This window comes from Gracilimonas tropica DSM 19535 (assembly GCF_000375425.1).
Classification (GTDB): domain Bacteria; phylum Bacteroidota; class Rhodothermia; order Balneolales; family Balneolaceae; genus Gracilimonas; species Gracilimonas tropica.
The window spans coordinates 157,251-181,909 of record NZ_AQXG01000004.1; the positions used below are offsets into that span (position 1 = coordinate 157,251).

27 protein-coding genes and 2 riboswitches are annotated in these 24,659 nt (G+C 44.2%); of the genes, 11 read left to right on the plus strand and 16 right to left on the minus strand.

What is annotated here, in order from left to right; genetic code table 11:
• Positions 1-2 precede the first annotated feature (2 nt).
• The 6 genes from B151_RS0108935 to B151_RS18335 all read left to right on the plus strand — a co-directional run bounded on the left by B151_RS0108935 (position 3) and on the right by B151_RS18335 (position 6,485).
• Positions 3-2,531, plus strand: a complete 2,529-nt coding sequence (locus B151_RS0108935) for an efflux RND transporter permease subunit (protein WP_020403279.1) — start codon at positions 3-5, stop codon at positions 2,529-2,531.
• 269 nt (positions 2,532-2,800) lie between these two features.
• A riboswitch (TPP riboswitch) is annotated at positions 2,801-2,892 on the plus strand.
• Positions 2,893-3,234: 342 nt separating this feature from the next.
• A riboswitch (TPP riboswitch) is annotated at positions 3,235-3,327 on the plus strand.
• Between the two features lie 152 nt (positions 3,328-3,479).
• The gene (locus B151_RS0108945) at positions 3,480-3,881 is read left to right on the plus strand and encodes a TraR/DksA family transcriptional regulator (RefSeq protein ID WP_040516826.1); all 402 of its coding nucleotides are present in this window, start codon (positions 3,480-3,482) and stop codon (positions 3,879-3,881) included.
• Between the two features lie 51 nt (positions 3,882-3,932).
• Positions 3,933-4,592: a phosphoribosyltransferase gene (locus B151_RS0108950; protein ID WP_020403283.1), complete on the plus strand. Its 660-nt coding sequence runs from the start codon at positions 3,933-3,935 to the stop codon at positions 4,590-4,592.
• Between the two features lie 21 nt (positions 4,593-4,613).
• Entirely contained in the window at positions 4,614-5,291 is a 678-nt protein-coding gene (locus B151_RS18330; RefSeq protein WP_020403284.1) for a dienelactone hydrolase family protein, read from the plus strand.
• Between the two features lie 3 nt (positions 5,292-5,294).
• Positions 5,295-5,789: a BCAM0308 family protein gene (locus tag B151_RS0108960; protein WP_020403285.1), complete on the plus strand. Its 495-nt coding sequence runs from the start codon at positions 5,295-5,297 to the stop codon at positions 5,787-5,789.
• Between the two features lie 135 nt (positions 5,790-5,924).
• A complete protein-coding gene (locus tag B151_RS18335) occupies positions 5,925-6,485 on the plus strand; it encodes a flavodoxin domain-containing protein (protein ID WP_020403286.1) in 561 nt (186 codons plus the stop codon).
• Positions 6,486-6,545: 60 nt separating this feature from the next.
• Here B151_RS18335 and B151_RS18340 read toward each other — a convergent pair whose 3' ends face one another.
• Positions 6,546-6,848: a hypothetical protein gene (locus B151_RS18340; RefSeq protein ID WP_157470834.1), complete on the minus strand. Its 303-nt coding sequence runs from the start codon at positions 6,846-6,848 to the stop codon at positions 6,546-6,548.
• A gap of 91 nt (positions 6,849-6,939) precedes the next feature.
• Entirely contained in the window at positions 6,940-7,353 is a 414-nt protein-coding gene (locus tag B151_RS0108975; protein WP_020403288.1) for a DUF6567 family protein, read from the minus strand.
• Positions 7,354-7,583: 230 nt separating this feature from the next.
• On the opposite strand from B151_RS0108975, the gene B151_RS0108980 reads away from it, so the two are divergent.
• A complete protein-coding gene (locus tag B151_RS0108980; protein ID WP_020403289.1) occupies positions 7,584-9,416 on the plus strand; it encodes an adenosylcobalamin-dependent ribonucleoside-diphosphate reductase in 1,833 nt (610 codons plus the stop codon).
• Positions 9,417-9,425: 9 nt separating this feature from the next.
• Here B151_RS0108980 and B151_RS0108985 read toward each other — a convergent pair whose 3' ends face one another.
• From B151_RS0108985 to B151_RS18355, 13 genes are all read right to left on the minus strand, one after another.
• Positions 9,426-10,307 carry a F0F1 ATP synthase subunit gamma gene (locus B151_RS0108985; protein ID WP_020403290.1) on the minus strand — a complete coding sequence of 294 codons (882 nt, stop codon included), beginning with the start codon at positions 10,305-10,307 and terminating at the stop codon, positions 9,426-9,428.
• A 2-nt stretch (positions 10,308-10,309) separates the two neighbouring features.
• Positions 10,310-11,836 (minus strand): F0F1 ATP synthase subunit alpha, encoded by a 1,527-nt coding sequence (locus B151_RS0108990; RefSeq protein ID WP_020403291.1) that lies wholly within the window; start codon positions 11,834-11,836, stop codon positions 10,310-10,312.
• Positions 11,833-12,624 (minus strand): F0F1 ATP synthase subunit B family protein, encoded by a 792-nt coding sequence (locus B151_RS0108995; RefSeq protein ID WP_020403292.1) that lies wholly within the window; start codon positions 12,622-12,624, stop codon positions 11,833-11,835. Before B151_RS0108995 ends, B151_RS0108990 begins: the two co-directional genes overlap by 4 nt.
• Before the next feature lies 1 nt (position 12,625).
• The gene (locus B151_RS0109000) at positions 12,626-12,895 is read right to left on the minus strand and encodes a F0F1 ATP synthase subunit C (RefSeq protein WP_020403293.1); all 270 of its coding nucleotides are present in this window, start codon (positions 12,893-12,895) and stop codon (positions 12,626-12,628) included.
• 2 nt (positions 12,896-12,897) lie between these two features.
• Complete coding sequence (locus B151_RS0109005; protein WP_020403294.1) at positions 12,898-13,608, minus strand: F0F1 ATP synthase subunit A; 711 nt, start codon at positions 13,606-13,608, stop codon at positions 12,898-12,900.
• Positions 13,609-13,610: 2 nt separating this feature from the next.
• Positions 13,611-13,886 carry an ATP synthase subunit I gene (locus B151_RS18345; RefSeq protein WP_169332202.1) on the minus strand — a complete coding sequence of 92 codons (276 nt, stop codon included), beginning with the start codon at positions 13,884-13,886 and terminating at the stop codon, positions 13,611-13,613.
• An 11-nt stretch (positions 13,887-13,897) separates the two neighbouring features.
• Entirely contained in the window at positions 13,898-14,203 is a 306-nt protein-coding gene (locus B151_RS0109015; RefSeq protein WP_020403296.1) for an AtpZ/AtpI family protein, read from the minus strand.
• A gap of 1 nt (position 14,204) precedes the next feature.
• Complete coding sequence (locus B151_RS0109020; protein ID WP_051069733.1) at positions 14,205-14,594, minus strand: hypothetical protein; 390 nt, start codon at positions 14,592-14,594, stop codon at positions 14,205-14,207.
• On the minus strand, positions 14,581-16,020 hold the full coding sequence (atpD, locus tag B151_RS0109025) for a F0F1 ATP synthase subunit beta (RefSeq protein ID WP_020403298.1): 1,440 nt from the start codon (positions 16,018-16,020) through the stop codon (positions 14,581-14,583). Before atpD ends, B151_RS0109020 begins: the two co-directional genes overlap by 14 nt.
• Positions 16,021-16,030: 10 nt before the next feature.
• A complete protein-coding gene (ppsA, locus tag B151_RS0109030; RefSeq protein WP_020403299.1) occupies positions 16,031-18,445 on the minus strand; it encodes a phosphoenolpyruvate synthase in 2,415 nt (804 codons plus the stop codon).
• Between the two features lie 167 nt (positions 18,446-18,612).
• Positions 18,613-19,068 carry an Hsp20/alpha crystallin family protein gene (locus B151_RS18350; RefSeq protein ID WP_169332203.1) on the minus strand — a complete coding sequence of 152 codons (456 nt, stop codon included), beginning with the start codon at positions 19,066-19,068 and terminating at the stop codon, positions 18,613-18,615.
• A 185-nt stretch (positions 19,069-19,253) separates the two neighbouring features.
• Positions 19,254-19,922 (minus strand): response regulator transcription factor, encoded by a 669-nt coding sequence (locus B151_RS0109040; protein WP_020403301.1) that lies wholly within the window; start codon positions 19,920-19,922, stop codon positions 19,254-19,256.
• 11 nt (positions 19,923-19,933) lie between these two features.
• Complete coding sequence (locus B151_RS18355; RefSeq protein WP_020403302.1) at positions 19,934-21,355, minus strand: PAS domain-containing sensor histidine kinase; 1,422 nt, start codon at positions 21,353-21,355, stop codon at positions 19,934-19,936.
• 231 nt (positions 21,356-21,586) lie between these two features.
• Here B151_RS18355 and B151_RS18360 point away from each other — a divergent pair, with 231 nt between their 5' ends.
• The 4 genes from B151_RS18360 (at position 21,587) to B151_RS0109065 (ending at position 24,157) form a co-directional block, all read left to right on the plus strand.
• The gene (locus B151_RS18360; RefSeq protein WP_020403303.1) at positions 21,587-22,126 is read left to right on the plus strand and encodes a YciE/YciF ferroxidase family protein; all 540 of its coding nucleotides are present in this window, start codon (positions 21,587-21,589) and stop codon (positions 22,124-22,126) included.
• Between the two features lie 292 nt (positions 22,127-22,418).
• Entirely contained in the window at positions 22,419-22,916 is a 498-nt protein-coding gene (locus B151_RS18365) for a BCAM0308 family protein (protein WP_020403304.1), read from the plus strand.
• Between the two features lie 94 nt (positions 22,917-23,010).
• A complete protein-coding gene (locus B151_RS0109060; RefSeq protein ID WP_020403305.1) occupies positions 23,011-23,877 on the plus strand; it encodes a universal stress protein in 867 nt (288 codons plus the stop codon).
• A 19-nt stretch (positions 23,878-23,896) separates the two neighbouring features.
• Positions 23,897-24,157, plus strand: a complete 261-nt coding sequence (locus tag B151_RS0109065; protein WP_157470843.1) for a hypothetical protein — start codon at positions 23,897-23,899, stop codon at positions 24,155-24,157.
• A 157-nt stretch (positions 24,158-24,314) separates the two neighbouring features.
• On the opposite strand, the gene B151_RS0109070 is transcribed toward B151_RS0109065, so the two are convergent.
• A complete protein-coding gene (locus tag B151_RS0109070) occupies positions 24,315-24,656 on the minus strand; it encodes a sll1863 family stress response protein (RefSeq protein WP_020403307.1) in 342 nt (113 codons plus the stop codon).
• Positions 24,657-24,659 lie beyond the last annotated feature (3 nt).

The following is a 24,659-nucleotide window of genomic DNA, read 5'->3' on the forward strand; positions in this document are numbered from 1 at the left end:
CCATGATCGATCAACTCTTTAACCTGCTTCGTCCTTTCATCCATTGGGTCATCAGAAAGCCGATCCCGGTATTTTTGACCTGTGTAGGATTGGCCATTGCAGGTTTTTTGCTGGCAAGCCGGCTCACCATTGATACGGATCTTTCTAACCTTATTCCTGATTCCTACCACAGTGTCCAGGCTTTGAACACGCTTACAAAGCAGGTTGGAGGCGAGCATGATGCTACTGTATCTATCGAAAGTCCCTACTTCAAAGCAAATAAAGATTTTGCAGAAGCTTTCATCCCAAAAGCCCTTCAGCTTGAACGTCCCCGATATAATGCTCCTTATTTTACTCGAGTACAATATCGGCGAGAGATCTCATTTCTAAAGCGAAACGCCCTTTATTTTGCAACCTCATCGGAGTTGGATCTCCTTGAAGACTATCTGAAAGCAGAAATTGAAGATGCCAAACAGAAAGCGAACCCTTTTTATTTTGAGCTTGATGAAGAAGAAGGCTTAAACACTGATTCGCTGGGAGATGAACTCAATACCAAGTACGAGGAATTGGTGGGCTCAGAGTACAACATCTCTCCCGACTCTACGGTCTTGGTTGTCAAGTTTTTTCCAAGTCATGCCCAAACGGAGATCCGTTTTATAGAAGATGCCTACAATGACCTAAATGCCCTCATAAAACAACTCGATCCTGCTTCATTTCACCCCGACATGAAAGTGGTGGCCGGCGGCCGAATGATCCGAACCCTCATTGAAATTGAGAGCATTGTCGATGATGTCAAAAATTCGTTTGGGGCCGGGGTTTTAATGCTCATGATCGCCGTTGTCTCCTATTTTTTCTATAAAAGCTATCGTGCTCGGGCCGGTCATCGCTTTGACCCTTCCCTGCTGTTTTCACAATTGCTTCAGGTTCCGGCTCACACCATTATTATGGCGCTTCCATTGCTCGTAAGCTTGTGCTGGACTTTTGGCCTTGCCTTCCTTTTCTATGGGCACCTGAATATCATGACCTCCACGCTTGGATTGCTTCTATTTGGGATGGGGATTGACTTCGGAATCCACTTTTTTGCACGCTATACCGAAGAGCGCAGCAAAGGCGAGTCGGTACCCGAAGCAATAGAAACAACGTTTATGACCACCGGCCAGGCAATTTTTGCGGTTGGAGTTACCACCGCTGCTGCTTTTTTCATTCTGATGCTGGCTGATTTCAAAGGCTTCAGCGAGTTCGGCGCAATTTCAGGTATCGGGTTGATACTTGCCATATTTGCCTACATTATTTTCTTACCGGCCCTGCTGGTGATCCTGGAGCGAAGTCCTATGCTCAACCTACATACCGACATTCCCATCCGTCCCGAGACAAGCGTAACTCACCAAGAAAAAGGAAGCCAAAAACGCCAAAAGGTTGTTTCATTTTCAATTCTTGGGGCTGCATTGATAATTACGGCCATTTCTTTGATTGAGCTCCCGCATATTTCCTTTGAATATGACTTTGGGAAACTGGAGCCCACTTACGAACGCTATGATGAGCTATACAGAACCGCCTCAAAAGCATCTCGCGGACGCAGCGACCGCAATGCCGCTTACATTATTGTTGACCATGCTGAAGAGGCCCCAGAAGTAGCTGATATTTTGAGGAAGCGAATGGAAATGGATTACCGGACTCCTACCATCAGAGAAGTCGAGGTTTTTCAGGACCGCTATCCTTTTTCGGATGAAGAAGCACGGTCAAAACTTCTTCGCATAACCCACATCCGAACGCTGCTGGATGATCCTTTTCTAATCAATTCAAAAGATCAGGATATCCTTCGGCTTCGAACGGCTGCTTCTACCCGGAATGAGATTCCGCTCGACAGTGTCCCCGAATTTCTGAAAGCCCCCTTTACCTCCGCAACCGGCACTATCGGAAATCTGGTGATCATACGTCCTCTTTTCAGCCTTTCTGACGGCCGAAATTCCATGAATTTTGCCGATGATGTGGGCTCTGTTACCCTGCCTGACGGAACGACCTATTATGCCGGGTCCACATCTATCGTCGCCTCAGATATGCTCCGACTTTTAATGGAAGAGACTCCGCTAATGGTCGCTTTAACGATTGCATTCATTGTTATTTTTAAGTTATTGATATTACGCCAGGTGAAATGGGTTCTGCTGGCTTTACTGCCTTTAGTTGCCAGCTTTGTGTGGCTTTTTGGATTGATGGAAGTATTCGGCTGGAAGATCAATTTCTATAATCTTGTGGTATTCCCGACCATTCTGGGGATCGGAGATGACAGCGGCATCCATATCGTTCATCGATACCTTGAGGAAGGCAAAGGCTCGATCCGCAAAGTACTTTATTCTACCGGTGAACATATCAGCGTTAGTATTTTCACTACCATCCTTGGTTTTAGCGGCTTGCTTTTTTCCATTCATCCCGGACTTCGTTCTATCGGTGAATTAGCAACGTTTGGCATCGGTTTATCGCTGTTGGCTGCCCTGGTGCTTTTACCCGCCATCATCCACATTATTGAGCAAAATGACCACTCATCCCGTAGCTGATTTCATTACAAACTGCGGTTCGTAAAACCTACAATGCACTCCTATTTTTTCCTGCTTCGGTTCATTCTTACACGGTGTATGTTGCACCCAGATTCTTTGACACACTGACTGAAATCGAAAAACAGAGCACAATTACTATTCCTTAGACAGAAAGTAATGAATCGGGAAAAATGCCCGCCGATTCCATGCACTAAAAGCCGTAATAAGCATTTTGTGGTGTGATGCTCCGGTTCAATATCTTTGCTGATGCATAATCAGCAACTTTGAGAGCCGACCATTGAGGTGCTTGTGATGAGCTGAGATCAAACCTTTATAACTTGATTCGGACTATGCCGACGAAAGGAAATGGCCGACTTTCTGGTATATTGACTGGCCCGGAGCTTAACCGCTTCGGGCCTTTTTTGTTTGATCTTATTTACTCCTTAACAACAGAAAAATCACCTTACAATTTAACGGTGAAAATCCTACAAGGCCTTCTGCTTTTGCCCTGCTTTTCCCGGAGTCATGTTCGTTTATATTTCTACCAGATTCTTTGATCTACTGATAGTTGATAAAGGGCACAGTCTCCGGCTCTTTAATTAGAACGGAGATCAACCGGAAAAAGAAGCCGCCGGTTACTGATGGGAATGGTCATGACCGATTCTCCAAACAGTGTGCTCCGGTTATCGATAAGGGATGCTGATGATAATCAGCAAACCCGAAAGCCGACCATTGAGGGTGCTCACATCGAGCTGAGAGGAAACCTCCAAAACTTGATTCGGATCATACCGGCGAAAGGAAATGGTGACTTTCTAATTATTGAGTGGCCCGGAGCTTAACCGCTTCGGGCCTTTTTTATGCTGCGGGGTTTTATCCTACATCAAAAATACCGTCCTGCTGTCCTTATAATTCCACTTTTGATCTTATCTAAAGATGGAATTTATTCAATCTTCACCAGTGGGCAACGTCATGGAAAACACAAAGGTCTCAAAATCACCCTTAGACAAAAAAACACTCGAGCACTTTAGAAATATACTGTTGGCGAAACGGAAAAGTGCCGAGGAGCAGATCCGCATAGCCTCCGATAATATTTACAACAGAGACAGTGAGAATGACCCGGACTACCTGACGGTATCTGATCTGGAGGAACTGGGCAGCGGCACCGAACGGGATTCATTTAACTATCAAATGATGGACCGCACCCGAAAGTATATCCAACAAATTGACGATGCCCTGGAAAGAATTGATAACGGAACGTATGGTATCTGCCAGGCAACGGGAAGGCCTATTTCCCGGGCAAGGCTCGAAGCCGTTCCGCATACGCGCTTTAGTATCTACGCCAAAAAGAAAGGGTTGGCCGAAGATGAATAATAAACCCGAACAGAAATCAAGAGAGGCAGTCTTTGTTCAGACTGAAATACTATGTTCAAAAATAGAGAAGAAGCGGCCCGGGAGCTTGCAATCGAGTTAGAAGCCTTCAAAAATGAAGATCCGCTTATACTGGCCATACCCAGGGGAGGCGTAGAGGTCGGGTATTTTCTGGCGGAGGAACTGGGTTATGACTGGTCTGTTATCATCACCAGAAAATTGGGTTATCCTGATCAGCCGGAAGCTGCTTTTGGTGCCATTGCCGAAGATAAAAGCCTTTACTTCAACCCAAAAGCTAAAGCCCGGCTTTCCAAAGAGCTGATTGAGAAAGTGATCAAAAAAGAGGAAAAGGAGATCGAACGCAGGGCTAAAATGTATCGAAATGGAGCTCCGTTGCCTAAAATAAAAGACCGAACGGTAATTTTGGTTGATGATGGTATTGCAACGGGAGCCACTGTATTTGCCTCCATCGACTTGTGCCGAAAAGCAGGGGCGGGAAAGATTGTGGTTGCTGCTCCGGTAGCTGCGGTCGAAGTTTCAGAACAACTCCTTGAAAAAGCGGATGAAGTCATTGTTCTGGAAACTCCACAAAATTTCTTCGCCGTTTCCCAAGCCTATCATCACTTTGAGAATCTTACCGATGATGACGTTATGAAGTTCCTGCGGCTTGAAAATATCATCCAAAACAAGTCGAAGGCATTGGTTAAAACCTGAACTATTTGACCTGCATGTAAAATGAACCATCAGCTAATAGATATCCCAATTGAACAAAATACCCTGCAAGGTGAATTATCTCACTCCACCGATTCAGCGGGACTTATCATCTTTTCTCACGGCAGTGGAAGCAGCAGACTGAGCCCAAGGAATAAATTTGTAGCTCAATATTTGAACGAACAGGGATTTTCAACCTTGCTATTCGATTTGCTCACGCCCGATGAAGATCAAAGAAAAGAGCGCCGGTTTGATATTGAGTTACTAAGCTCACGTTTGATATCCGTTACCAAATGGCTCAGGAAAGACCCTGAATTTCAGCTTTTGAACTTTGGTTTTTTTGGTGCAAGTACCGGATCGGCTTCTGCCATTCAGGCCGCAAGTATTTTAGGTGATGATCTTATTCAGGCAGTCGTTTCAAGAGGCGGCCGGCCTGATTTAGCCAGAAAATTCCTAAAACAGCTTAAAAGTCCCCTATTACTGCTTGTCGGTGAATATGATGACGTGGTGCTGGAATTAAATGAGATCGCCTACAATATGATCTCCTCTCCCAAAAAACTTAAAGTTATTCCGGGAGCTACCCATTTATTTGAGGAGGCAGGTACTCTGGAACGCGTTGCCGAAGAGGCATCTAATTGGTTTCGAAAATATTTGTATTGGCCAACAGTAAGTATTCAAAAAGATTTTATAGACGAAAGGTGACATATGAAACGAAAGAAAAAAGGAAATCTCTTCAAGCAAGACCGGGCTCGTATTTTTAAGGATAAACGAGGCGATCCTTATCAACAAAAACAGAAATTACCGGATCCAACTCTATGTCCCAATTGCGGGGCTGTTTTCACCAAAGGCCGCTGGAGCTGGGAATCGATCGAATTTGTGGAGAACGAGAAATTATGTCCCGCATGCCAGCGTATTGAGGATGGCTATCCTGCCGGTTTCGTAGAAGTTGAAGGCGATTTTTATCAAACACACAGAGAGGAGATCCTTCATTTGTTTCGGAACCTGGAAGAGCAGGAAACTCAGGAACATCCAATGGAAAGGATCATGCGCATTACGGAAGAAGATGGGAAAACGGTGATCACCACTACCGGGATGCATCTGCCACGTATGATCGGCGATGCTCTTAAGAATTCCTATCAGGGAGATCTTGAAATATCGTATGATGCCGAAAGCATTGCCCGTGTTCATTGGGTACGTTAAGTTTTCAGGCTATATGTTGAGAGGCCTTTTAATGCTGTAAGGGTATTCCCTACTCGCCTTCGTCATATTTCCTGTCCTGAAAACAGTTTCCTTTTAGATAGCTTCAGTTCAACCTCTCAATTACATCCAATTGCCATGAAACTGCTCATTATATATGGAACTGTAGAAGGACAGACCCGAAAGATCTGTGAAGTATTGCGAAACGAAGCCAAGCTGAGTGGACATACTGTTTCAATGAACGATGCCAGCGGCCCCAATTTAAGTCCCTTTGGTTTTGATGCCGTAATCATTGCCTCATCTATCCACCATGAAAAATATCAAACTTCTGTTGAGCATTATGTGCATGAGCATGCCAAGATCCTGAATAATACGATCGGGGCATTTATCTCGGTAAGCCTCACAGCGGCTAACGATGTGCCCGAAGGATGGAAAGAACTGGATATTATCACCAAAGACTTTCTCAGCAAGACGGGGTGGCATCCTACCTTTGTGGAACAAGTAGCCGGAGCTATTCGGTACTCAAAATACAATTGGTTCAAGAAATACATTCTCCGAAACATTGCTGCAAAAAATGATGCTCAAACCAATACTTCCGAAGATTACGAATACACCGACTGGGGACAGGTAAAGCGTATTCTCACGAAAATCGAGCATGCCGTAAAAGAATCTCACAGCTCCGAAAAAGTAAGTTCCTGAGTTTTTCGGCAAGAGATCAGAGAATCAACAAATATGCTTATGGTTTCCTCCAGGTAGCATTTATTTATTTTTGAAAGTCAGCTTGTGAATGATAGCGGCATTGGTTTCAGGTAGCGGAAGTTCATCTTCCACATGATGTTGATGAAACACGTTCACCAGGAATAGAAACGCCCACGTTCCCTGGAAAGCAAAAAAGACACCATCTCCCTGCAGAAACCATAAGCCGATCCAGCCATTTATCAATCCTGAAATTACGCCCCAGAACATGTTGGCATAAAGCGAAATCCCTTCTTCTTTGATCAATGACCCAATGATAAACCCTACCAATAAGCCGACCGTTATAAACGAAAATACAGATCCCATGCTCATCATGATCCCTCCTTATTATGATTTCTTTCAGGATTATACCTGTTCCCGGATCAACGCAATGACAGGTGTATTCCTACTTTTTGTATTAGTCAAATTCGATCACGTCTGCCCTTACGATCACCTTTATTTTAGTGTAGAAAAACAGGTTCAGGATGTCCGTATCATAACGCACATTGGCCAGTGCTAATTTATGGTTGGCGCTCATTCCGTAATCGCGCTCAAAGTTCTGCCATAAATTATCAAGTGCTTCCGCATAGATCATACCGGTACCCTCAACCCTGGCGACGGCAAAAGTAGTAGACATGATTCCGGTAGAATAGCTCAAACCCAGTACATACGCCGATTCTGATTCCCCACTTACATTGGTGCCTGCAATGGTATAATTCCCTTCAGAGAGTTCAACAATCGTTTGGTTTCCGGAAAGATAGGCTCCGGTGCTGGTACATCCCGATGCCAAAAAAGCACCCGCTATGGCCAATAATATCAAATGAATCTTCATTTTTATAAGGTTTGTTGAATGTTGATTTGCAGGGTTATTTAGTTAAGATCCTCCACATAATTTGTAAGCCGATTTCTGTTTTCGGTGTAATCCTTAACGGCACAATTACTTCTTAGGGAAAAGCCTTACAACAAATTCCGACTCCTGCTTTTGGCCTTCAAAATGAGCTTTCGGTACCATAAAACAGCTAAGCAATTAAATATTGGGAGGGCTTTAAAGCATCTGACGTCATGGAAACCTCTTCGCTCAAACAACCTGTTTCAAAAAAAATATGGGACCAAAAATATCGCTTGAAAGAAAGTCCGGATATCACAGAAACTTCTATTGAGGATACCTGGATGCGCGTTGCTTCTGCTTTGGCTTCAGCGGAGAATGAGAATAAACTGCACTGGAAATCGGAATTCTATAAAGCACTGGAAGGCTTCCATTTTATTCCCGGCGGAAGGATTCTGGCGGGAGCCGGAACCGGACATGACGTCACTCTTTTCAATTGCTTTGTGATGGGCACTATAGAGGATTCCATCCCTTCCATTTTCGAGAACCTGAAAGAAAGCGCATTCACCATGCAAAAAGGCGGAGGCATCGGCTGCGATTTTTCAACTTTACGCCCTAAAGGATGCAGGGCCAAAAGCAGTCATACAGTTTCATCAGGCCCGGTTTCATTCATGAAGATATGGGATGCCATGTGCGCCACCATGCTTTCCACAGGATCGCGCCGGGGAGCAATGATGGCCACTTTGCGTTGCGATCATCCGGATATTTTTGAATTCATCGGTGCTAAAAAAACATCCGGTGCATTAACCAACTTCAACCTTTCGGTGCTGGTCACTGATAACTTTATGCGTGCAGTCCGGAAAGATGAGGACTGGCCTCTGGTATTTCCTTCCGCATACCTTTCGGATGAAAAAACGACTCCTCCGGCTACTCTTAAGAGAAAATGGGCTCATTCGGAAACCCCTGTTTCCTGCTCTGTAATGAAAGTTATTAAAGCCCGGGAATTGTGGCGGGCTCTTCTAAAAGCAAATTATCAGTATGCAGAACCGGGGGNTTTGTTCATTGACCGAATCAATAAAATGAACAATTTATCTTATTGCGAGCATATCTCTGCTACCAATCCGTGCGGGGAAGTTCCCCTTCCACCTTATGGTGCATGCGATCTCGGTTCCATCAACCTGACCCAGTTTATTGAACGCCCCTTTTTAGAAGGGGCCACGCTTAAGGGTGAACATTTAAAAGCCATTGTGACCACCGCCGTTCGAATGCTCGATAACGTCATTTCACTCTCAAAGTTTCCATTGCCTCAGCAACAAAAACAAGCCATTCAAACCCGCCGAATTGGGCTTGGAATAACCGGATTAGCTGATGCTCTGATCATGCTGGGATTGCATTATGGAAGTGAGGAAGCGCGATTAATGTCTTCCAAGATCATGAAGCTGATTTGTCATACTGCTTATCAGGCATCCATCAATCTGGCAAAAGAAAAAGGGCCGTTTGCCCTTTTCAATAAAGAATACTATTTGCAATCTCCTTTCATTAAAAAACTACCTGATAATATCAGGGAACAGATCGAGCAGCATGGCATTCGTAACAGTCATTTATTGTCTATAGCTCCCACGGGCAGCATCAGCCTTTTGGCAGGAAATATCTCAAGCGGTATTGAACCTGTATTTGACCTCAACTACAACCGACATATTTTGGATGCTGAAGGCAATAGCAGCTCAAATGTGGTTAATGATTATGCCTACTTGCAATGGATCTTATACAAGTCACCGGAAATACCGTTGCCGGACTATTTTGTCACTGCAACTCAACTTTCTCCTAAACAGCATTTGGAAATGCAGGCGGCCATACAGCAGTATGTGGATAGTTCCATCTCTAAAACGATCAACATTCCCGAGAATATGAGTTTTGATGATTTTAAAAAGGTGTATGACCTTGCGTATGAACTCAAATTGAAAGGATGTACAACATTTCGCCCCAATTGGGTTACCGGATCCATTTTAGAACATACCAATGGAGAAACCAATGTTCACTGTTGCACCATTGACAGGGAGGCAGACTGATTGCTTCATCTAAGCATTTTTCACCGCCTCAAAACCTGCCATAATATCCAGCAATTCTTCGGTGATGGAGGCTTGCCTTTCCCTCAGGAACTCCGCTCTCAGTATTTCCAAACGCTCCTCGATCTTAGTCTCCGCCCGCTGCATGGCTGCAAGCCGACTGGCGTACTCGGCCGCCAACGACTCCGCAACAGCTCGAAACAAAGACACAAACAGGTATTGACGTAATAATGCCGTAAACAGTTCTTCGGGATCCATGGTAAACGTTGGAATATTGTTGGTAGGCCACTTTCGGGTGGTAAGCCTATCCAGCCAGGCTTTATTGAGAGGCAAAAGGTATTGTGTTCTTGGTGTGAATCCTTTTTTGGCAAGGGGTTTGTTGTGAATTACGAGGATAGACCCAATACCGGCTTCATATTGCCATTGTTCGATCCCATTCAATAAGGCTAAAACCACATCATTGATCCCGTCCACCGAAGCCGGCGTCGCAAAGATCCGGTCGATCCGCTTTTTTTCGATCTTCAAATGCCCTGCAAGACGTTCTCCCAACACATAAAACTGCAGTTTTGCCGGGTCCATCTCTTCTGTTTTTTCTAAAATGTATGAAGTGAGCATTTCGTCGAACGGGCCACACAGCGATTGTCCGGAACCTACTGCTATGACCCCTGTTCCGGGATCCCTTTCTTTTTCAAGATCCCGGATGCTGTACACATTTGCAGTCCGCAAAACGATCTGCATTCCCAATTCCAATGTATCGAAATACTCGGCTAAGGATTTCACAGCTTCTTCGAACTGACGAATACTAACTGCCGACATGACTTTCATGGTCCGGGTAATGGATTGTAGTTCCTCAGCGCTGCTTACTTTTCTCTGTAGCTGTTCCAGTTTTTGCATGATCACTCCTTAGCCACATAAGGTGCTATTAGAGGGCTGATGATATCCATTAAAAAAGTTCGGCCCTCATCATCCAGATGTTGTTCCCAATCTATGGTTTTACTGATCTCATCTGAATGGGATTGAATGGCCTTTGACAGATCATATTTTATCTCGGAAATACGCTCCGGCGGCACATCATCCATCTGGTCCGACATGGCAGCCAAAAGCTCTGCGATCTGCACTTCCACCGAAACCGGACTGAGCTGCGGTTGTTTTAAAATCTCACGAATTAAACGTCCCCGGTGGATCAGGTTCTGAGTGGGTTCATCGAGCCGGGAACTGAACCTCGAAAAGGACTCCAATTCTTCAAATTGAGCATAAGCCAGCCTCAATCTTTTTGTAACGGAACGATAGGCCGGAAGCTGTGCATTTGAGCCCACCCGCGAAACTGATTTCCCGGTATCAACAGCAGGCAGCACATCTTTTTGAAATAGAATGGGTGACAAGTATAGCTGACCATCGGTGATGGATATCAGGTTTGTAGGTATGAATGCTGATATATTTTGCGCTTGCGTCTCCACGATAGGCAATGCCGTCATAGAACCGCCGCCATAATGCGGTTTCAGATGCGTTGACCGTTCCAACAGCCTGGAATGGATGTAGAAAATATCTCCGGGATAGGCTTCTCTTCCCGGTGGCCTGCGCATTAACAACGCCAGCTCCCGGTAAGCCCGGGCATGCCAGGTCAGGTCGTCGTAGACGATCAGAACGTCTTTTCCCTGCTCCATAAAAAACTCCCCGATGCTGGTAGCTGCATACGGCGCAATGTATTGCATTCCAACGGGGCTGTCGCTGCTGGCTGAAATTATTATCGAAAATGGCAGTGCCTCTTTTGAACGGATATCATCAATGACCCTTGCAATAGCCGTTTTTTGCTTGCCAATGGCACAATAGATGCAAACCACCTCTTTGTCTTTTTGATTGATGATGGTATCCACAGCGATCGCGGTTTTGCCGGTTTGACGGTCTCCCAGGATAAGCTCCCGCTGACCTCTTCCAACCGGGAAAAGTGCATCTATCACTTTGATGCCGGTTTGCAATGGCCGTTCTACCGGCGCGCGCTGAATGATAGGAGGTGCCGGCCGTTCAATGGGCCATTCTTCTTTTCTGGTGATCGGTTTCTTGCCATCCAAAGGACGGCCCAACGGATCCAGCACCCGTCCCAAAAGCTCTTCACCTACCGGAACTTTCAGGACATCTCCGGATCGGTATACTTCATCTCCCGCCTCGATCTCCTGCTCTTCTCCCAGCAAGATAATTCCAGCCTCTTCATCATCCAGGTTATAGATCAGTCCCGGACAACCGTTTTCAAACCAAACCAGCTCGTCGGTGCCCGCCCGGGGGAGTCCGTCTACCTTTGCAAAGCCCTCGCCCACCGATATCACCTTTCCATATTCCCGTAGCTGAACCTTTTTTGGGGTTTGCAAGGCCTCTTCAATTCCGGCTAAAGCTCGATCAGCTGCAGATATGAGAGTGGTTCCGGTCATACTACTGTCTCCTTGATTTCTGAATGAACTTCATCCTGTGCCTTCGCTTTAAGAAAGAATTCCATTTCAGCCTTAAGCACTTCAATATATGACTTAAGGCTCCAGCCCATTTTCCATCCTGAAGTTCGGATCTCAATGCCAAGCCCAAGTTCCGGTTCTTCCAGAAACTCACAATTGAGGTCATCAGAGAAAATTTCCTTTAGGATAGCCTTCAGTTTTATACGATCCTTTTCTTTGAGTGCAAAAGCAGTAGATACTTCAAGATGGTGGTCGTCACTTTCGGTGAAAGCAGCGATCTGTTCCGCTGTAATAGTACCTGTCTTGTGGATGAATTCCGCCAATACGTGATGCTCCAGTTCCTGTCCGGATAGTTCTCTGACGATATTTTGTACACTTTCCATGATTGTGTCAAAAGCTTTTTTCCCCAGTTCCGTTAAGAACTGATCTCTTTCTTCGTCGACCGTTTTCTTCCAGCGGTCCTGCAATTTCTCGATCTCATATCGTGCCTGCGTGAGTAAACTCTTTCGGTATTCCTCCGCTTCCTGACGGGCTTCATTCATCATGTTTTTTTCATTTTGATGAAACTGATCCATCTTTTGCTGATAAGCCTCTCGTTTTGCTTCCGCCTCTTTCAGCGTTTTTTGAGCTTCATCAAGCCGTGCTGTGATCTCATCTTCCCGTTTTTGCATGACCTTCAAAACCGGTTTATAAAGAAACCGCTGCATCAACCAAAGCAATATCAAGAAATTGATTATCTGCGCAATGAATGTGAATCCGTCCAATTCCACACTAACCTCCTATCGCAAAATTCCAGAACGGATTGGCAAAGATCAGGATAAGAGCTACAACGAAACAGTAAATCGCTGTTGATTCTACCATCGCCAATCCCACAAAAAGTGTCCTGGTGATCGCAGGCGTTTCGTCGGGTTGTTGAGCTATGGCCATCAGGGCTTGGGATAAGGCCTTACCTTCTCCCAGCGCAGGAGCTATAGAGCCAATAGCAATGGTAAATCCGGCTGTTATTATTGAGACCATTCCAATGATACTTTGCATATCCATAGTTACTCCGGTTCTAAAGTTGAAGGTTCGGTTTCTGAGGCATGTTCTTGATGTGTCCGGGTTGCTGATGCGATATATACCAATGCCAAAATGGAGAACACGTATGCTTGAATAACCCCGATCAGCAGTCCAAAAGCTTGCATTACCACCGGAAAGAACAGGGGACTCAAACTTAGCAGCACAGCAACGATCAGGCTGCCGCTCATAATGTTTCCAAACAGGCGGATGGCCAGAGCAAGCGTCCGAGAAAGTTCTCCGATGATGTTAAAAGGCAGCATCAACGGGGTGGGTTTTACATATTGGGAGAAATAAGTCTTGAATCCTCTGGTACTAACTCCAAAGACCGGGACGGCTATGAACACACAAAATGCCAGTGCAGCGGTTGTAGTCAATGAAACGGTTGGAGGATGCACTCCCGGTATCACTCCCATTACGTTCGAAAAGGTAATGAACAGAAACAGTGTACTTATGAAGGGAAAATATTTATCCGCCTTTTGTTGGGTCGCTTCCTCAATTTGGGTAACAATGAAAACCACCAGCGACTCAAACAAAGCCTGTCTTTTGGAGATACCGGTTCCGGAAGTCAGGTTAGCCGCAACAAATGCTCCCATCCCGATTAAAACCGTCATAATGATCCAGGTGAAAAGCAGAGTTGCATTCACTTTCAAGAATCCCCAATCCCAATATATGATATCATCAATATTCAATTCCATATTTAATCTCCCGCTGAGATCGTCACTTTACCTTTTCGATTCAGGATCATGCCTCTTGCCACCATAAACCCTAAAAATGCAACCGCGAGATATGACCAATGAAACTGAATGAGGGCATAAAAACTCAGCATGAGTAAGGTCATTCTAAGAATAAGGCTGCCAAAAACCCACCACCCCGGAGACGCAGAAGCATTGATCTTGATCACGGTAAACCAAAGTCCTCCAAAATAGATCACGCCAAGTGCTAAGCCGGCGAAGAGGGATAATATATATGACAAGATTTCCATATTTATCCCCGCGATTCTTTTGTAACCCAATACCAGGCATTTATGCAACCCAGGGCAATTCCAAGTACAAGAAGCATAAGCGTCCATGAGTATTTGGAGCGATAACTGTGATCGATCCATATGCCTAAAGCCAAAGCCAACAACGCCGGTATGCTCACCGCCCAGCCAACAAGCCCAAACATGCCCAACCCATACCAGAGGTTCTTATGTTTTTCTTTTTTGGCACGGATCTTTCTGGATGATTTCTCACCGATTTCTTCAGCCAATTTTTCGCCTTTTTTATGATCTTCGGCCATTTTTATTCCCATATCAGTGATTTTTCTCAAACTCTAACAAACGGAGCAACAGATCGGTCTCAATGCTTTTCATGGCTATTTTTGAAGCCCGATGCATAGCCTCTGTTTTCTTGAACTCCTTGAGTATTCGTTGCTGCAATTCCTGCAACGCAGTTCCTTCTATGGCATTCAAAACAGACACAAGTACCTGTTCGCCGCACTTCACCAAAATTCCTTCATCCACAGCTATATAATGTTCTTCTTCCCCAACCGTGTATAGCAAGATCCCGGCTTCCAGAGCCGACACAAAATCAACGTGCTTTGTCTTCAGGCAAAAATGCCCGTTTACCCCCTCCGCTATGATTTTGTCAGTATGTACATCTGCGATCATCTTTTCCGGCTCCATTACTTTAAGCTGCATCATGTTTCCGTGCCTCTTCAATATTTCCGATCATGAATAATTGCTGTTCGGGAACCTCATCAAACTCTCCATCCAAAATGCGTTCACATCCTGTTATGACTTCTTCCGTGCTTACCATCTTTCCTGAAACCCCGGTAAACTGCTCTGTGACTGCAAATGGTTGGGTAAAAAAGCGTTCCAACCGCCGTGCCCGATGTACCAACTGCCTATCTTCACCGGAAAGCTCCTCCATGCCCAACATCGAAATGATGTCTTTGAGATCTTCGTAGTGTGCCAGCGTTTCTTTAACTGACTGTGCTACCCGGTAGTGGCGGTCTCCCACAATATGGCGGGCCAGCATCTTTGATCCCGATTTTAACAGATCTATGGCAGGATATAAGCCCTGACTTGCCCGCTCTCTCGACAAAACGATAAAAGAGGACAGGTGTGAAAAGGTATGGGTTACCGCCGGATCGGTGAAATCATCAGCCGGCACATAAACCGCCTGAATGGAGGTGATACTTCCGCTTTTGGTATTACAGATGCGTTCCTGAAGCTGAGCCAGCTCACTCCCCAAAGTTGGCTGATACCCTAACCTGGAAGTTACTTTTCCCATCAGTCCCGATACTTCGGAGCCGGCCTGAACGAACCGAAAAATGTTATCGATGAGCAACAAAACATCCCTTCGCCGATTATCCCTGAAGTACTCAGCAATGGTCAGGGCTGTTTGTCCTACCCGAAAACGAGCTCCCGGAGGTTCATTCATCTGCCCAAAAACCATGATGGTATTATCCAGCACTCCGGCTGCGCTTATTTCCCGGTGTAATTCCTCGGCTTCACGGCAACGTTCTCCGATTCCGCAAAATAAACTAATACCCTCATGGCGGGCTACCATATTTCGGATCATTTCCATGATAAGGACGGTCTTTCCTACTCCTGCCCCGCCAAATAAACCGGCCTTTCCGCCCCGTTCAAGTGGAGAAAGCAGATCCATGGCTTTGATGCCCGTAGTTAATATTTCCTGCCCGGTTTGTTGGGCTGATAGTGGTATTGGGGGCTGAAAAATTGACCGATATTCCCCGGCTTCGATGTCTCCTTTTTCATCTATCGGTTCCCCAAACAGATTAAGCATTCGTCCCTGTAGGTTTGTGGTAACAGGGATCTTCAAAGGTTCTCCGGTATCATAAAATAAGGTGTCCCGCTGTAAGCCGCTTATGGAATTAAGTCCCAAAGCCCTCACGGTCTGTCCATCTAAATGTGCGGTGACCTCTGCTAAAATGGAAGGTTCTGTTTCTGATACCAACAAGGTCTGTAACTCGGGAAGTTGTTTTTTGAACCTGATGTCAATTACACTTCCTCTTACCGAATGTACCCGCCCGATGGCTCTCTCTTCACCAGCCGCTCCGATGGGTTTTCCATCGTTTTTCGATATATGATCGGCTTCAAACATAACATAATGATCAGGCGGGTACTTCTTTCTCGGCAGTTACAATTTTTTCTATGGTGGAAATGACACTATCCGGGTTTAGTGACATGGAATCGATGCCGCATTCCACCAAAAAGGCAGCGAATTCCGGGTCATCACTTGGGGCTTGTCCACAGAAACCGACTTTCCTCTTTTGCCGGTGTGCCCTCTTTATAACACTGCGAATGGCTTTCTTTACTGCAGGGTCGTTCTCATCAAACAAATAAGCAAGTTCAGCTGAATCACGGTCAACGCCCAAAATAAGTTGTGTTAAGTCATTTGATCCAATTGAGAATCCGTCAAAGTACTCTGAAAATTCTTCCACCAGAATGTAATTGGAAGGAATTTCACACATCACGTAAACCTCTAATCCATTCACACCACGTTTTAGTCCATTCCCGGCCATTTCTTCTTGTACAAGCTCGGCTTCTTTCAGCGTTCGGCAGAAAGGGATCATGACCACGACGTTATCAAAGCCGATCTCTTCCCTTACTTTTTTAATGGCTCGGCATTCAAGTTTGAATCCTTCCCTGTAGCCCTCACTGTAGTAGCGGGCTGCTCCGCGCCATCCTATCATTGGATTCTCTTCATGAGGTTCAAATGCTGATCCGCCAACAAGACGTGCATATTCATTGGTCTTGAAATCACTGGTTCGCACAATTACAGGATGCGGATATTGTGAAGCTGCGATCTTGGCTATTCCCATGGAAAGTTTATCCACAAAGTAGGATTCATGGTCTTTATAGCCTTTGGTTAATTTCCTGACAGTTTCATAATCATACTCGTTTTCTATCTTTTCGGGATGTGCAAGCGCCATGGGGTGCACTTGAATATGATGACTGATAATGAATTCCATCCTCGCCAACCCAATACCTTTAGCCGGCAATTTCCACCATTTGAAGGCAGATTCAGGTGTTGCGAGATTGAGCATGATGTCCACTTTAGTGGAAGGCAATTTCTCGAGATCTACTTCCTGAATGTTGAAATCCACAAAGCCCTGATACACTTTACCTTCATCACCTTCTCCACAGGACAGGGTGATCTTGTCTCCATCTTTTAAAACCTGTGTGGCTTTCATAGTCCCCACTACCGCTGAGATGCCAAGTTCACGGCTCACAATGGCAGCATGACACGTTCGGCCTCCAAAATCAGTGACTATACCGGCCGCATTTTTAAGAAAAGGAACCCAATCAGGCTCGGTCATTTTTGTTACCAGAATATGATTCGATTCGATGTTTTTTAGGTCTTTGGGATTTTTCACCACTTTCACAATACCATGAACAATGCTGCTGCCGATGCTCAGCCCTTTTACCAGCTCTTTCCCGTTTTTCTCGCTGATGGTGTACGTTGTGAACAATTTTTTACTGGCTTGAGACTGAACCGTTTCCGGTCGCGCCTGCACAATGAACAGAGATCCGGTTTTGTCCTCTTTCACCCACTCAATATCCATTGGTGTTTGATAGTGCTCTTCTATAGCTATGCCCCATCTTGCCAGTTGCAGGATCTCCTCATCATTCAATACAAATTTTTGTCGCTCTGCTTTTGTGGTAGGTATATTTTTGGTTTTTGAAGTCCCGTCTTCTGCATATACCAATTTCAATTCTTTACTGCCCAGGTTTTTCTCAATAATCGGAAGCTTGCTGTGGTCATTCAGAAACGGCTTGAACACATAGAACTGATCAGGATTTACCGTTCCCTGTACAATATTTTCTCCCAAACCCCAGGCGCCGTTGATCAGGATTGCATCCGGGAAACCGGTTTCAGTATCTACGGTGAACATGACGCCTGAGCAACTTTTATCGGCTCTCACCATTTTCTGGATCCCAATCGAAAGTGCCACTTTCATATGATCGAATTTCTTTTCTTCCCGATATGAGATAGCCCGATTAGTAAACAAAGAGGCATAGCATTTTTTACAGGCCTCAATAAGTTCGTTTGGTCCGCTTATATTCAAAAATGTTTCCTGAAGACCTGCAAAACTGGCATGGGGAAGATCTTCCGCCGTAGCGCTGCTTCTCACCGCTACATCAGGGGAATCGGTTTCATACTTTGCAGCAAGTTCACTGTACGACTCTTTGATCCTTTCGGCAATGGCTACCGGAAAGGTACTTTTAAGAATTAGTTCACGGATATTCTTCCCGGTTTCCTCAAGTGATTTTTCCCCGGACTTGAAGTCGTTCAAACAAGCTTCAATAGGTTCCTGGATTTTATTTTCTTTAATGAAGGTCCAATAAGCTTTGGCAGTAGTTGCAAAGCCGTCCGGAACGTTGATGCCTTTAGCACTGAGGTGATGCTGCATTTCTCCAAGCGAGGCATTTTTACCTCCTACTAAAGGTAAATGCTCGATCCCGATTTCTTTAAACCATAACACATACCTGTCGTAAAGCTCATTCTTCTTCATTTCTGCCATCTTTTCAATCTGTTCATTCTATCTTAAAAACAAAGCCGTTTTTACCTTTTGATCTCTGCATAAGAGACCACTCCTTTCTCTCTCATTTCAAAAGATTTCGGAGCACGGCTACACGGCTTCGCTATCTTGCACCTTTACACAGAAAAAGTATTTACACTTTCTTTATTCTATTCGATAGCAACCACTTTCGGATGACTAACTTCCACTTTCGGAGCTTTTACGGTAAGCACGCCATCTTTGAATGAAGCTTTGATCTTGTCTTCTTTAATTTTGGTTGGCATGGTTACGGTGCGAATGAACTCCCCAAAGTATCGCTCACGATGCAGGTAGTCGGGTTTCTCTTCTTTAGTTTCTTCCTTTCGGGTACCTTTTATGATCAGCCGGTTATCCTGGTAATTGATCTCGATATCTTTTTTCTGGAAGCCGGGAAGGTCTACAGCAATTACGTATTCTTTTTCCGTTTCCATCATGTCAGTATCGGGAGTCATGATATCCATGCCCAGTAACTGATCATTGGTATTTCTAAGAGTGAACGGTGTCAGATCATCAAAAAACCGATCCATTTGTCGTTTGATGGATTCTATTGGTGAGGAAGGGTTTGTGTGTTTAGCTAATGTTTTCATAATCATCTCCGGTTCTCAGTTCTACAATTTTTTCTATTTCGGCTTATGCCTTTTGAACTAAGAAATACATTCTTTCGCCTTAAAAATGACGGAACTTCCTTGGGTGAGCTGTAAGCAAAGAAAGGGTTAGGGATTAGGGTTTTTCCTTACGCCCGGGACGATGATATATGTTTTTGAGAACTTGTTTACATCTCTGAACTTTCGCTTTCCACCCATTTTACGGCATGCATCATCAGTTCAGTTGCATTCTCGAGATTTAGCTTGGTTTTAATGCGGGCCCGATACGATTCCACCGTTTTTACGGATAAATGCAGTCGCTCGGCGATCTCTCTCGTATTATTTCCCTGGCCTGTCATTTCAAAGACCTCCAATTCCCGATCACTCAGCAAGTCGATAGGAGATTGTGAAAGATTTTTTTGCCCCACGGCCATCCCCATCAGTAGTTTCTCACTTACTTCTTCACTGACGTAAATGCCCCCGTTCAGGATCTTCTTAACGGCTTTCACCATTTCGTCTCCGGCTTCTTGTTTCATCACGTATCCTTTGGCCCCCGCCCTCAGAACCCGTTCGGCGTATAAGATCTCTTCGTGGCGAGAAACCACCAGGATCTTCAGGTTTTGGTCAAGTCCCACCAAATGCTTGATCAGCTCAAGTCCACTCATTCCCGGCAAGGAAATATCCACAACCGCGAGATCCGGTTTCAACTCCGTTGACCGCTGAAGGGCTTCCTCTGCCCGGTTAAACTGCCCAACCACTTCAAATCCATGCTCAGCATTCAACGTTGTGACCAGCCCTTTCAACATCATTGGGTGATCGTCTACAACCATGATTCTTTTTTTAAAATTTGGTGCCATTTTATGTGCTCTTATGTGTTATATGGTATCAGGCATTTCACCATGGTCCACCCATTAGATGTATTCCCGATATCAAAATTACCGCCCAACAATTCTGCCCGATATCGCATGGTGCTTAAACCCATTCCTTTAAACTTTTGTTCGTTAGGATCTTCAAATAATCCGATCCCGTTGTCTTCAACAGTCAGCAGTATATAATTGGATTCTTTCTGAAGTTTTACCCGGATCTTGTTCGCATTTCCATGCTTGATAGCATTCTTCACAGCCTCTTGAACAATCCTGTATAAATGAAGGGCCATCATTCGGTCTTCGATATCCAAGCCCGGACTGCATATGAATGCACAATTTGTTTTTAGCAGTGACTGAAACCGTTCACAAAGCCTTTTCAAAGCGACTTGCAAGCCTTCATTTTGCAGCTCAATGTGGGCTAAGCCATGGGCAAGCTGCCTGACTTCCTGATCCGCCTCTTGCACCATCTCTGTGATCTCATCCAGCTCCTGAACTCCCGGCAAACTATTTGATCTAAGCTTTCGGGATAAATTGCGGGTCATTAACCCGATTGCTGACAGCATTTGCCCGACCCCATCATGGAGTTCCTGTCCGATCTTGAACCGTTCACTTTCGGCCACTTTCAGGATCTGATTTTCAAGCTCCCTGCTTTCACTAATATCCCGGATTAAGCCGGTAAAGAAACTTTCATCGGATAGGGTTACTTCGTTCAAATTCAGTTCCAACGGAAAGGTGGTTCCATCTTTTTTCACACCCTGAAACTGACGGTTTTTACCGAGGAATGATTCGTAAATAGCTATCTCCAGCTCATCTTGAGAGTGAACTTCATTCTTGAAATCAGCCAGTGATGGAATGAGCAGGAACGCATGTTCGCCAATTAGCTCTGAATCCTGATACCCAAACATTTCTTGCAAAGCCGGATTTACATTTATGATCATCAGGTTTTTATCTGCCGTAAAAATACCCTCCGTTGCAGACTCAAAAATGGCCTGAGTTCTCGCTTTACTTTTAACCAAATCCTTCTCCATCATCTTCACGATGTTGATATCAGTAGCAGACCAAAGCAGCACATTTTCATAATCAGGCAGGTTCAACCTTTTTACTTTTATGTCAAGCCACTTTGTGGTGTTATTAACCCAATTTGCTTCCGTTTGATATGAATAAACGTCTTTGTCATGGAGTCCTTCAACCCTTTCAAAAAATATTTTCTTTCCATATTCGGGGTCTTTATTGAGCTCCCACACCGATTCCCCAACCAAGTCTTTCTCTAACAGGCCTAATTGCTCTTTTAAGTAATCATTAGCATACAAGATCTTTCCCTCAAAGTCACTGATTAAAACTTTGACCGGAAGTTGATTCAGTACCCCCCCAAGATCAGTTTCCAACTTGATAATTTCATGTACAGAACTCTCCGCAAATTTCATAAACTCTCCCCTTTAAATTGGGCAAAAAGGAATTATCACACTATTCCTTATGGAATCATATCATAGAAAAATAAAGAATATGTGTAGATAATAAATTTCCTTACCCTTTTGTAAGCTATTTCCCTACAAGCCGAACGGCTATCTCCCTTTTACGAATCTGGTGTGGATTTCCTACTTACCTGTTAGCAAACCTTAACTATCATTCTTCTTCAACAAACCGGGTTCAAGACTATGAAAGAAAAAGATATTATTGACCTTTACGATTTGATGATGGAACAGCTTCGGGATCTTTATGACGGAGTCTTGCAAAAACATCATTTCCTAAAACAAGCAGATAAAATGACAGGCTCCGAAGACCTGGACGAATTGATACTGACTCACCGAAAGCAGGCTAAACTTCAAAAAGAGCGGTTGGAGCATATTTTTCAATCATTGGATGAAGATCCGGCCGGCGAAAGTTGTAAAGGCATTAAAGCTCTCATCAAAAGTTCGCTTGAGCTTGCAAGAAGATGCAAGATACCGGAAGTACGGGATGCCAGCTTGATCACTTCCATTCAACATATTAATCATTATGAGTTGGCCGGTTACGGAACCTCAGTGGCATATGCAAAAGTATTGGAACGCCACGACATAGCGGAGGTTTTACTTAGAAATTTACAGGAAAATAAAGACACCGATTCATGGCTGAGCGACCTGGCCGAAAAAGATATTAACAAAAATGCCACCTGGGATGCCTTGGTGGTAGCCGTTGAAAAAACAAGGGCTTTTTAATATGTATTACCTAAAAATTTTAAAACATCAAGTTCAAATCATAGAGCTATCAGCCGACCCTGATTTTCTAACTTGGACATGAAGCGTATTATGACTATTTAAAGATTATATTTTTCTTGCATAAAAGTTTGCATGCTTGATCACCTTCCTTTTGTAGGTTCCAAAACTTTGTAAGGCCTTTAAGCTCAACCTCCTATTCAGGAATAACCTTACAACACGTTATCCAAAACACCTACATTTTCGTAGGGTAGTTTTGTGAAAATTTACCATATACTTAACTACAGAGGCATCTATGAAGCAGCCAAATAAGAACCTAACCTATGAACATAAAGGAGTTGGAACAGACTACGTTTCCGATCCCGAGTCTACACATTTTGAAGACGAGTTGGTATGCTCAAAGTGTGGAGCTTTACACAAAAACGGTACCTGGAGTTGGGAACAACTTCCAATCAAAATTAAAGAAGGAATATGTCCTGCCTGTGAGCGTATTCAGAAGAACCAACCTGCCGGTTTTGTAACGCTTACCGGTAATTATCTGGAAAAGAACAAAGATCATTTGATCACATTTATTCAAAGCATCGCCACCTCAGAACTATCCGAGCAGCCATTGGAGCGACTGATGGATATCACTCGTAACGAGAATGCTATCATTATTACAACCACCGGTGTAAACCTGGCGCGCAGGATCGGTTATGCCCTTAATTTGGCCTTCCAGGGAAACTTGACATCTACTTCCAATGGAGAGGATCACATTGACATTGTGTGGCACAGGGACGATCAAACCTCGTAATTTAAATCCTTACACCCGCACAGTACCAATCCATTACACACCACGGCTATTAAACTGAGTATAATCCATAAAACCAATATTTATAGGGGGCTTTATGGACATTCAGATAAAAAATATTCTCTATCCAACTGATTTCTCTGAGAACGCAAAACATGCGTTACCGTATGCTCTTTCACTGGCTAAAAAAACGGGAGCCACCTTACATATCATGCACTCCATAGAAGAACCCTACGACTTTGCTCCTATGGTAGAAGACATTAAGAAAGATGTGACCCGTAAAGTGAAGAAACTTTATGAGGATATGATCGAGGATATTAACAAGAAAAAGGAATATGCCGAAGATGGGATAAAAATAAGAACCCATATTTTTAACGGCCGAACAGTTTATTCACTCTTAAGCGCTACTCGCGATTATGAAATTGATCTGGTAGTAATGGGAACCCAGGGGCGCAGTGCTTTAGAACAGCTTTTCTTTGGGAGCACAACGTCAGAAGTAGTCCAACAATCTACCGTACCGGTATTGGCAATACCTATGGAAGCAGACTCCCCTGACTTCAAGCATTTGCTTTTTACCTCCGATTATGGACCAACGGATCTGCCTGCTTTGGAATTCACCATGTACTTTGCGGGACTATACAACAGTTCTGTGAAACTCATTCATGTTGCAAAAGCTTCCGATGAAAAAGCAGAACTCCTTTTTCGTGGCTTTAAAGACATGGTGCACGAGCACATTAAGTACAAAAAACTGACCTTTGAATTATTGTATTCTGATGACCTTTTAAAAGCCGTGACCGAGCAAGTAAACAAGCATAAGATAAACGGTATTTTTATGGTGAGATATCACCATTTGTTTTCCATCATCGGGAAAAAACACTCTAAAGAAATGAGCCAAAGCTCAAAAGTCCCTGTCCTGGTATACCCCGGCAAAAAAGAATCCTCGGGATCCAATGTTGTAATCTGAATTTTGAATCTATGGAGAGATGATGTCAGCTAAACAACCTCAAAAAAGCATCCATAAAATTAAATTTGAGATCTTTCCGAAAGAAATCTCCGTACCCGATATTTTTGAAGAGATAAGATGGGAGAATGACGGGGGTAATATCCCGATTTCTGCGGGTATCATCGACGAAAGTTCGCTACCCCTTAGGCCCGGTACTGTTTTCAAGGTTTTGAACGGAAGCTTGCTTGAAGAAGATGATCGGGTTTTTTACCTGGCCGAAATTCAATTAGTGGAACCATAGCCCTTTTCAATTCTAAATAAAAAAAGCCACTGTAAGAGTTTTTAATTTTAGAAGTCCAAGTGCTCGAAAACTTGGATCAGGATAAGATAACTCCATACAGTGGCTTTTACTTGCCTCAAGCATCGGCCTCTCTTGTTGTCGCACTATAAGCTATTCTTTATTTTTTCAAGGCTTTTTGAATCGATCGAAATCCATCTCTCAGATCTTTCCAAATCAGCTCTATGTCCTTTCCAAGGGTTTCAAAAGTATCTCCTCCGGCTTCTTCAAGCTGTTCAATTTTTCCCTGCATATCGGCCCTTTTCTCACGCAAGATGTTGATCCTTCGCGTCAGGTTTTTTCGAAGAGCGGTTACTTTTTGATCTCTTTTTTTCTCCAGGCCTTCAAGCTCTTCATCCCATTTCCTGAGGTTTTTGGTCAACTTGTTAATATAATCTTTTCGCTTTGACCCAGACTTTGAAACCCGTTTTTTAGTCGGTTTTGGTAATACATTATCACTCATAAT

What these genes read in the sequence shown, in the direction of transcription:
- B151_RS0108985 (WP_020403290.1), bottom strand. Translation starts at nt 10,307, where the DNA reads ATGCAAAAACTGGAACAGCTACAGAGAAAAGTAAGCAGCGCTGAGGAA.
- B151_RS0108960 (WP_020403285.1), top strand. Translation starts at nt 5,295, where the DNA reads ATGAAACGAAAGAAAAAAGGAAATCTCTTCAAGCAAGACCGGGCTCGT.
- B151_RS0108950 (WP_020403283.1), top strand. Translation starts at nt 3,933, where the DNA reads ATGTTCAAAAATAGAGAAGAAGCGGCCCGGGAGCTTGCAATCGAGTTA.
- B151_RS18335 (WP_020403286.1), top strand. Translation starts at nt 5,925, where the DNA reads ATGAAACTGCTCATTATATATGGAACTGTAGAAGGACAGACCCGAAAG.
- atpD (WP_020403298.1), bottom strand. Translation starts at nt 16,020, where the DNA reads ATGTTTGAAGCCGATCATATATCGAAAAACGATGGAAAACCCATCGGA.
- B151_RS0109015 (WP_020403296.1), bottom strand. Translation starts at nt 14,203, where the DNA reads ATGGGAATAAAAATGGCCGAAGATCATAAAAAAGGCGAAAAATTGGCT.
- B151_RS0109070 (WP_020403307.1), bottom strand. Translation starts at nt 24,656, where the DNA reads ATGAGTGATAATGTATTACCAAAACCGACTAAAAAACGGGTTTCAAAG.
- B151_RS0108945 (WP_040516826.1), top strand. Translation starts at nt 3,480, where the DNA reads ATGGAAAACACAAAGGTCTCAAAATCACCCTTAGACAAAAAAACACTC.
- ppsA (WP_020403299.1), bottom strand. Translation starts at nt 18,445, where the DNA reads ATGGCAGAAATGAAGAAGAATGAGCTTTACGACAGGTATGTGTTATGG.
- B151_RS18330 (WP_020403284.1), top strand. Translation starts at nt 4,614, where the DNA reads ATGAACCATCAGCTAATAGATATCCCAATTGAACAAAATACCCTGCAA.
- B151_RS0108935 (WP_020403279.1), top strand. Translation starts at nt 3, where the DNA reads ATGATCGATCAACTCTTTAACCTGCTTCGTCCTTTCATCCATTGGGTC.
- B151_RS18355 (WP_020403302.1), bottom strand. Translation starts at nt 21,355, where the DNA reads ATGAAATTTGCGGAGAGTTCTGTACATGAAATTATCAAGTTGGAAACT.
- B151_RS0109000 (WP_020403293.1), bottom strand. Translation starts at nt 12,895, where the DNA reads ATGGATATGCAAAGTATCATTGGAATGGTCTCAATAATAACAGCCGGA.
- B151_RS0108975 (WP_020403288.1), bottom strand. Translation starts at nt 7,353, where the DNA reads ATGAAGATTCATTTGATATTATTGGCCATAGCGGGTGCTTTTTTGGCA.
- B151_RS0109020 (WP_051069733.1), bottom strand. Translation starts at nt 14,594, where the DNA reads ATGATGCAGCTTAAAGTAATGGAGCCGGAAAAGATGATCGCAGATGTA.
- B151_RS0108990 (WP_020403291.1), bottom strand. Translation starts at nt 11,836, where the DNA reads ATGACCGGAACCACTCTCATATCTGCAGCTGATCGAGCTTTAGCCGGA.
- B151_RS0109040 (WP_020403301.1), bottom strand. Translation starts at nt 19,922, where the DNA reads ATGGCACCAAATTTTAAAAAAAGAATCATGGTTGTAGACGATCACCCA.
- B151_RS0109005 (WP_020403294.1), bottom strand. Translation starts at nt 13,608, where the DNA reads ATGGAATTGAATATTGATGATATCATATATTGGGATTGGGGATTCTTG.
- B151_RS18350 (WP_169332203.1), bottom strand. Translation starts at nt 19,068, where the DNA reads ATGAAAACATTAGCTAAACACACAAACCCTTCCTCACCAATAGAATCC.
- B151_RS0109060 (WP_020403305.1), top strand. Translation starts at nt 23,011, where the DNA reads ATGGACATTCAGATAAAAAATATTCTCTATCCAACTGATTTCTCTGAG.
- B151_RS18365 (WP_020403304.1), top strand. Translation starts at nt 22,419, where the DNA reads ATGAAGCAGCCAAATAAGAACCTAACCTATGAACATAAAGGAGTTGGA.
- B151_RS18360 (WP_020403303.1), top strand. Translation starts at nt 21,587, where the DNA reads ATGAAAGAAAAAGATATTATTGACCTTTACGATTTGATGATGGAACAG.
- B151_RS0109065 (WP_157470843.1), top strand. Translation starts at nt 23,897, where the DNA reads ATGATGTCAGCTAAACAACCTCAAAAAAGCATCCATAAAATTAAATTT.
- B151_RS18340 (WP_157470834.1), bottom strand. Translation starts at nt 6,848, where the DNA reads ATGGGATCTGTATTTTCGTTTATAACGGTCGGCTTATTGGTAGGGTTT.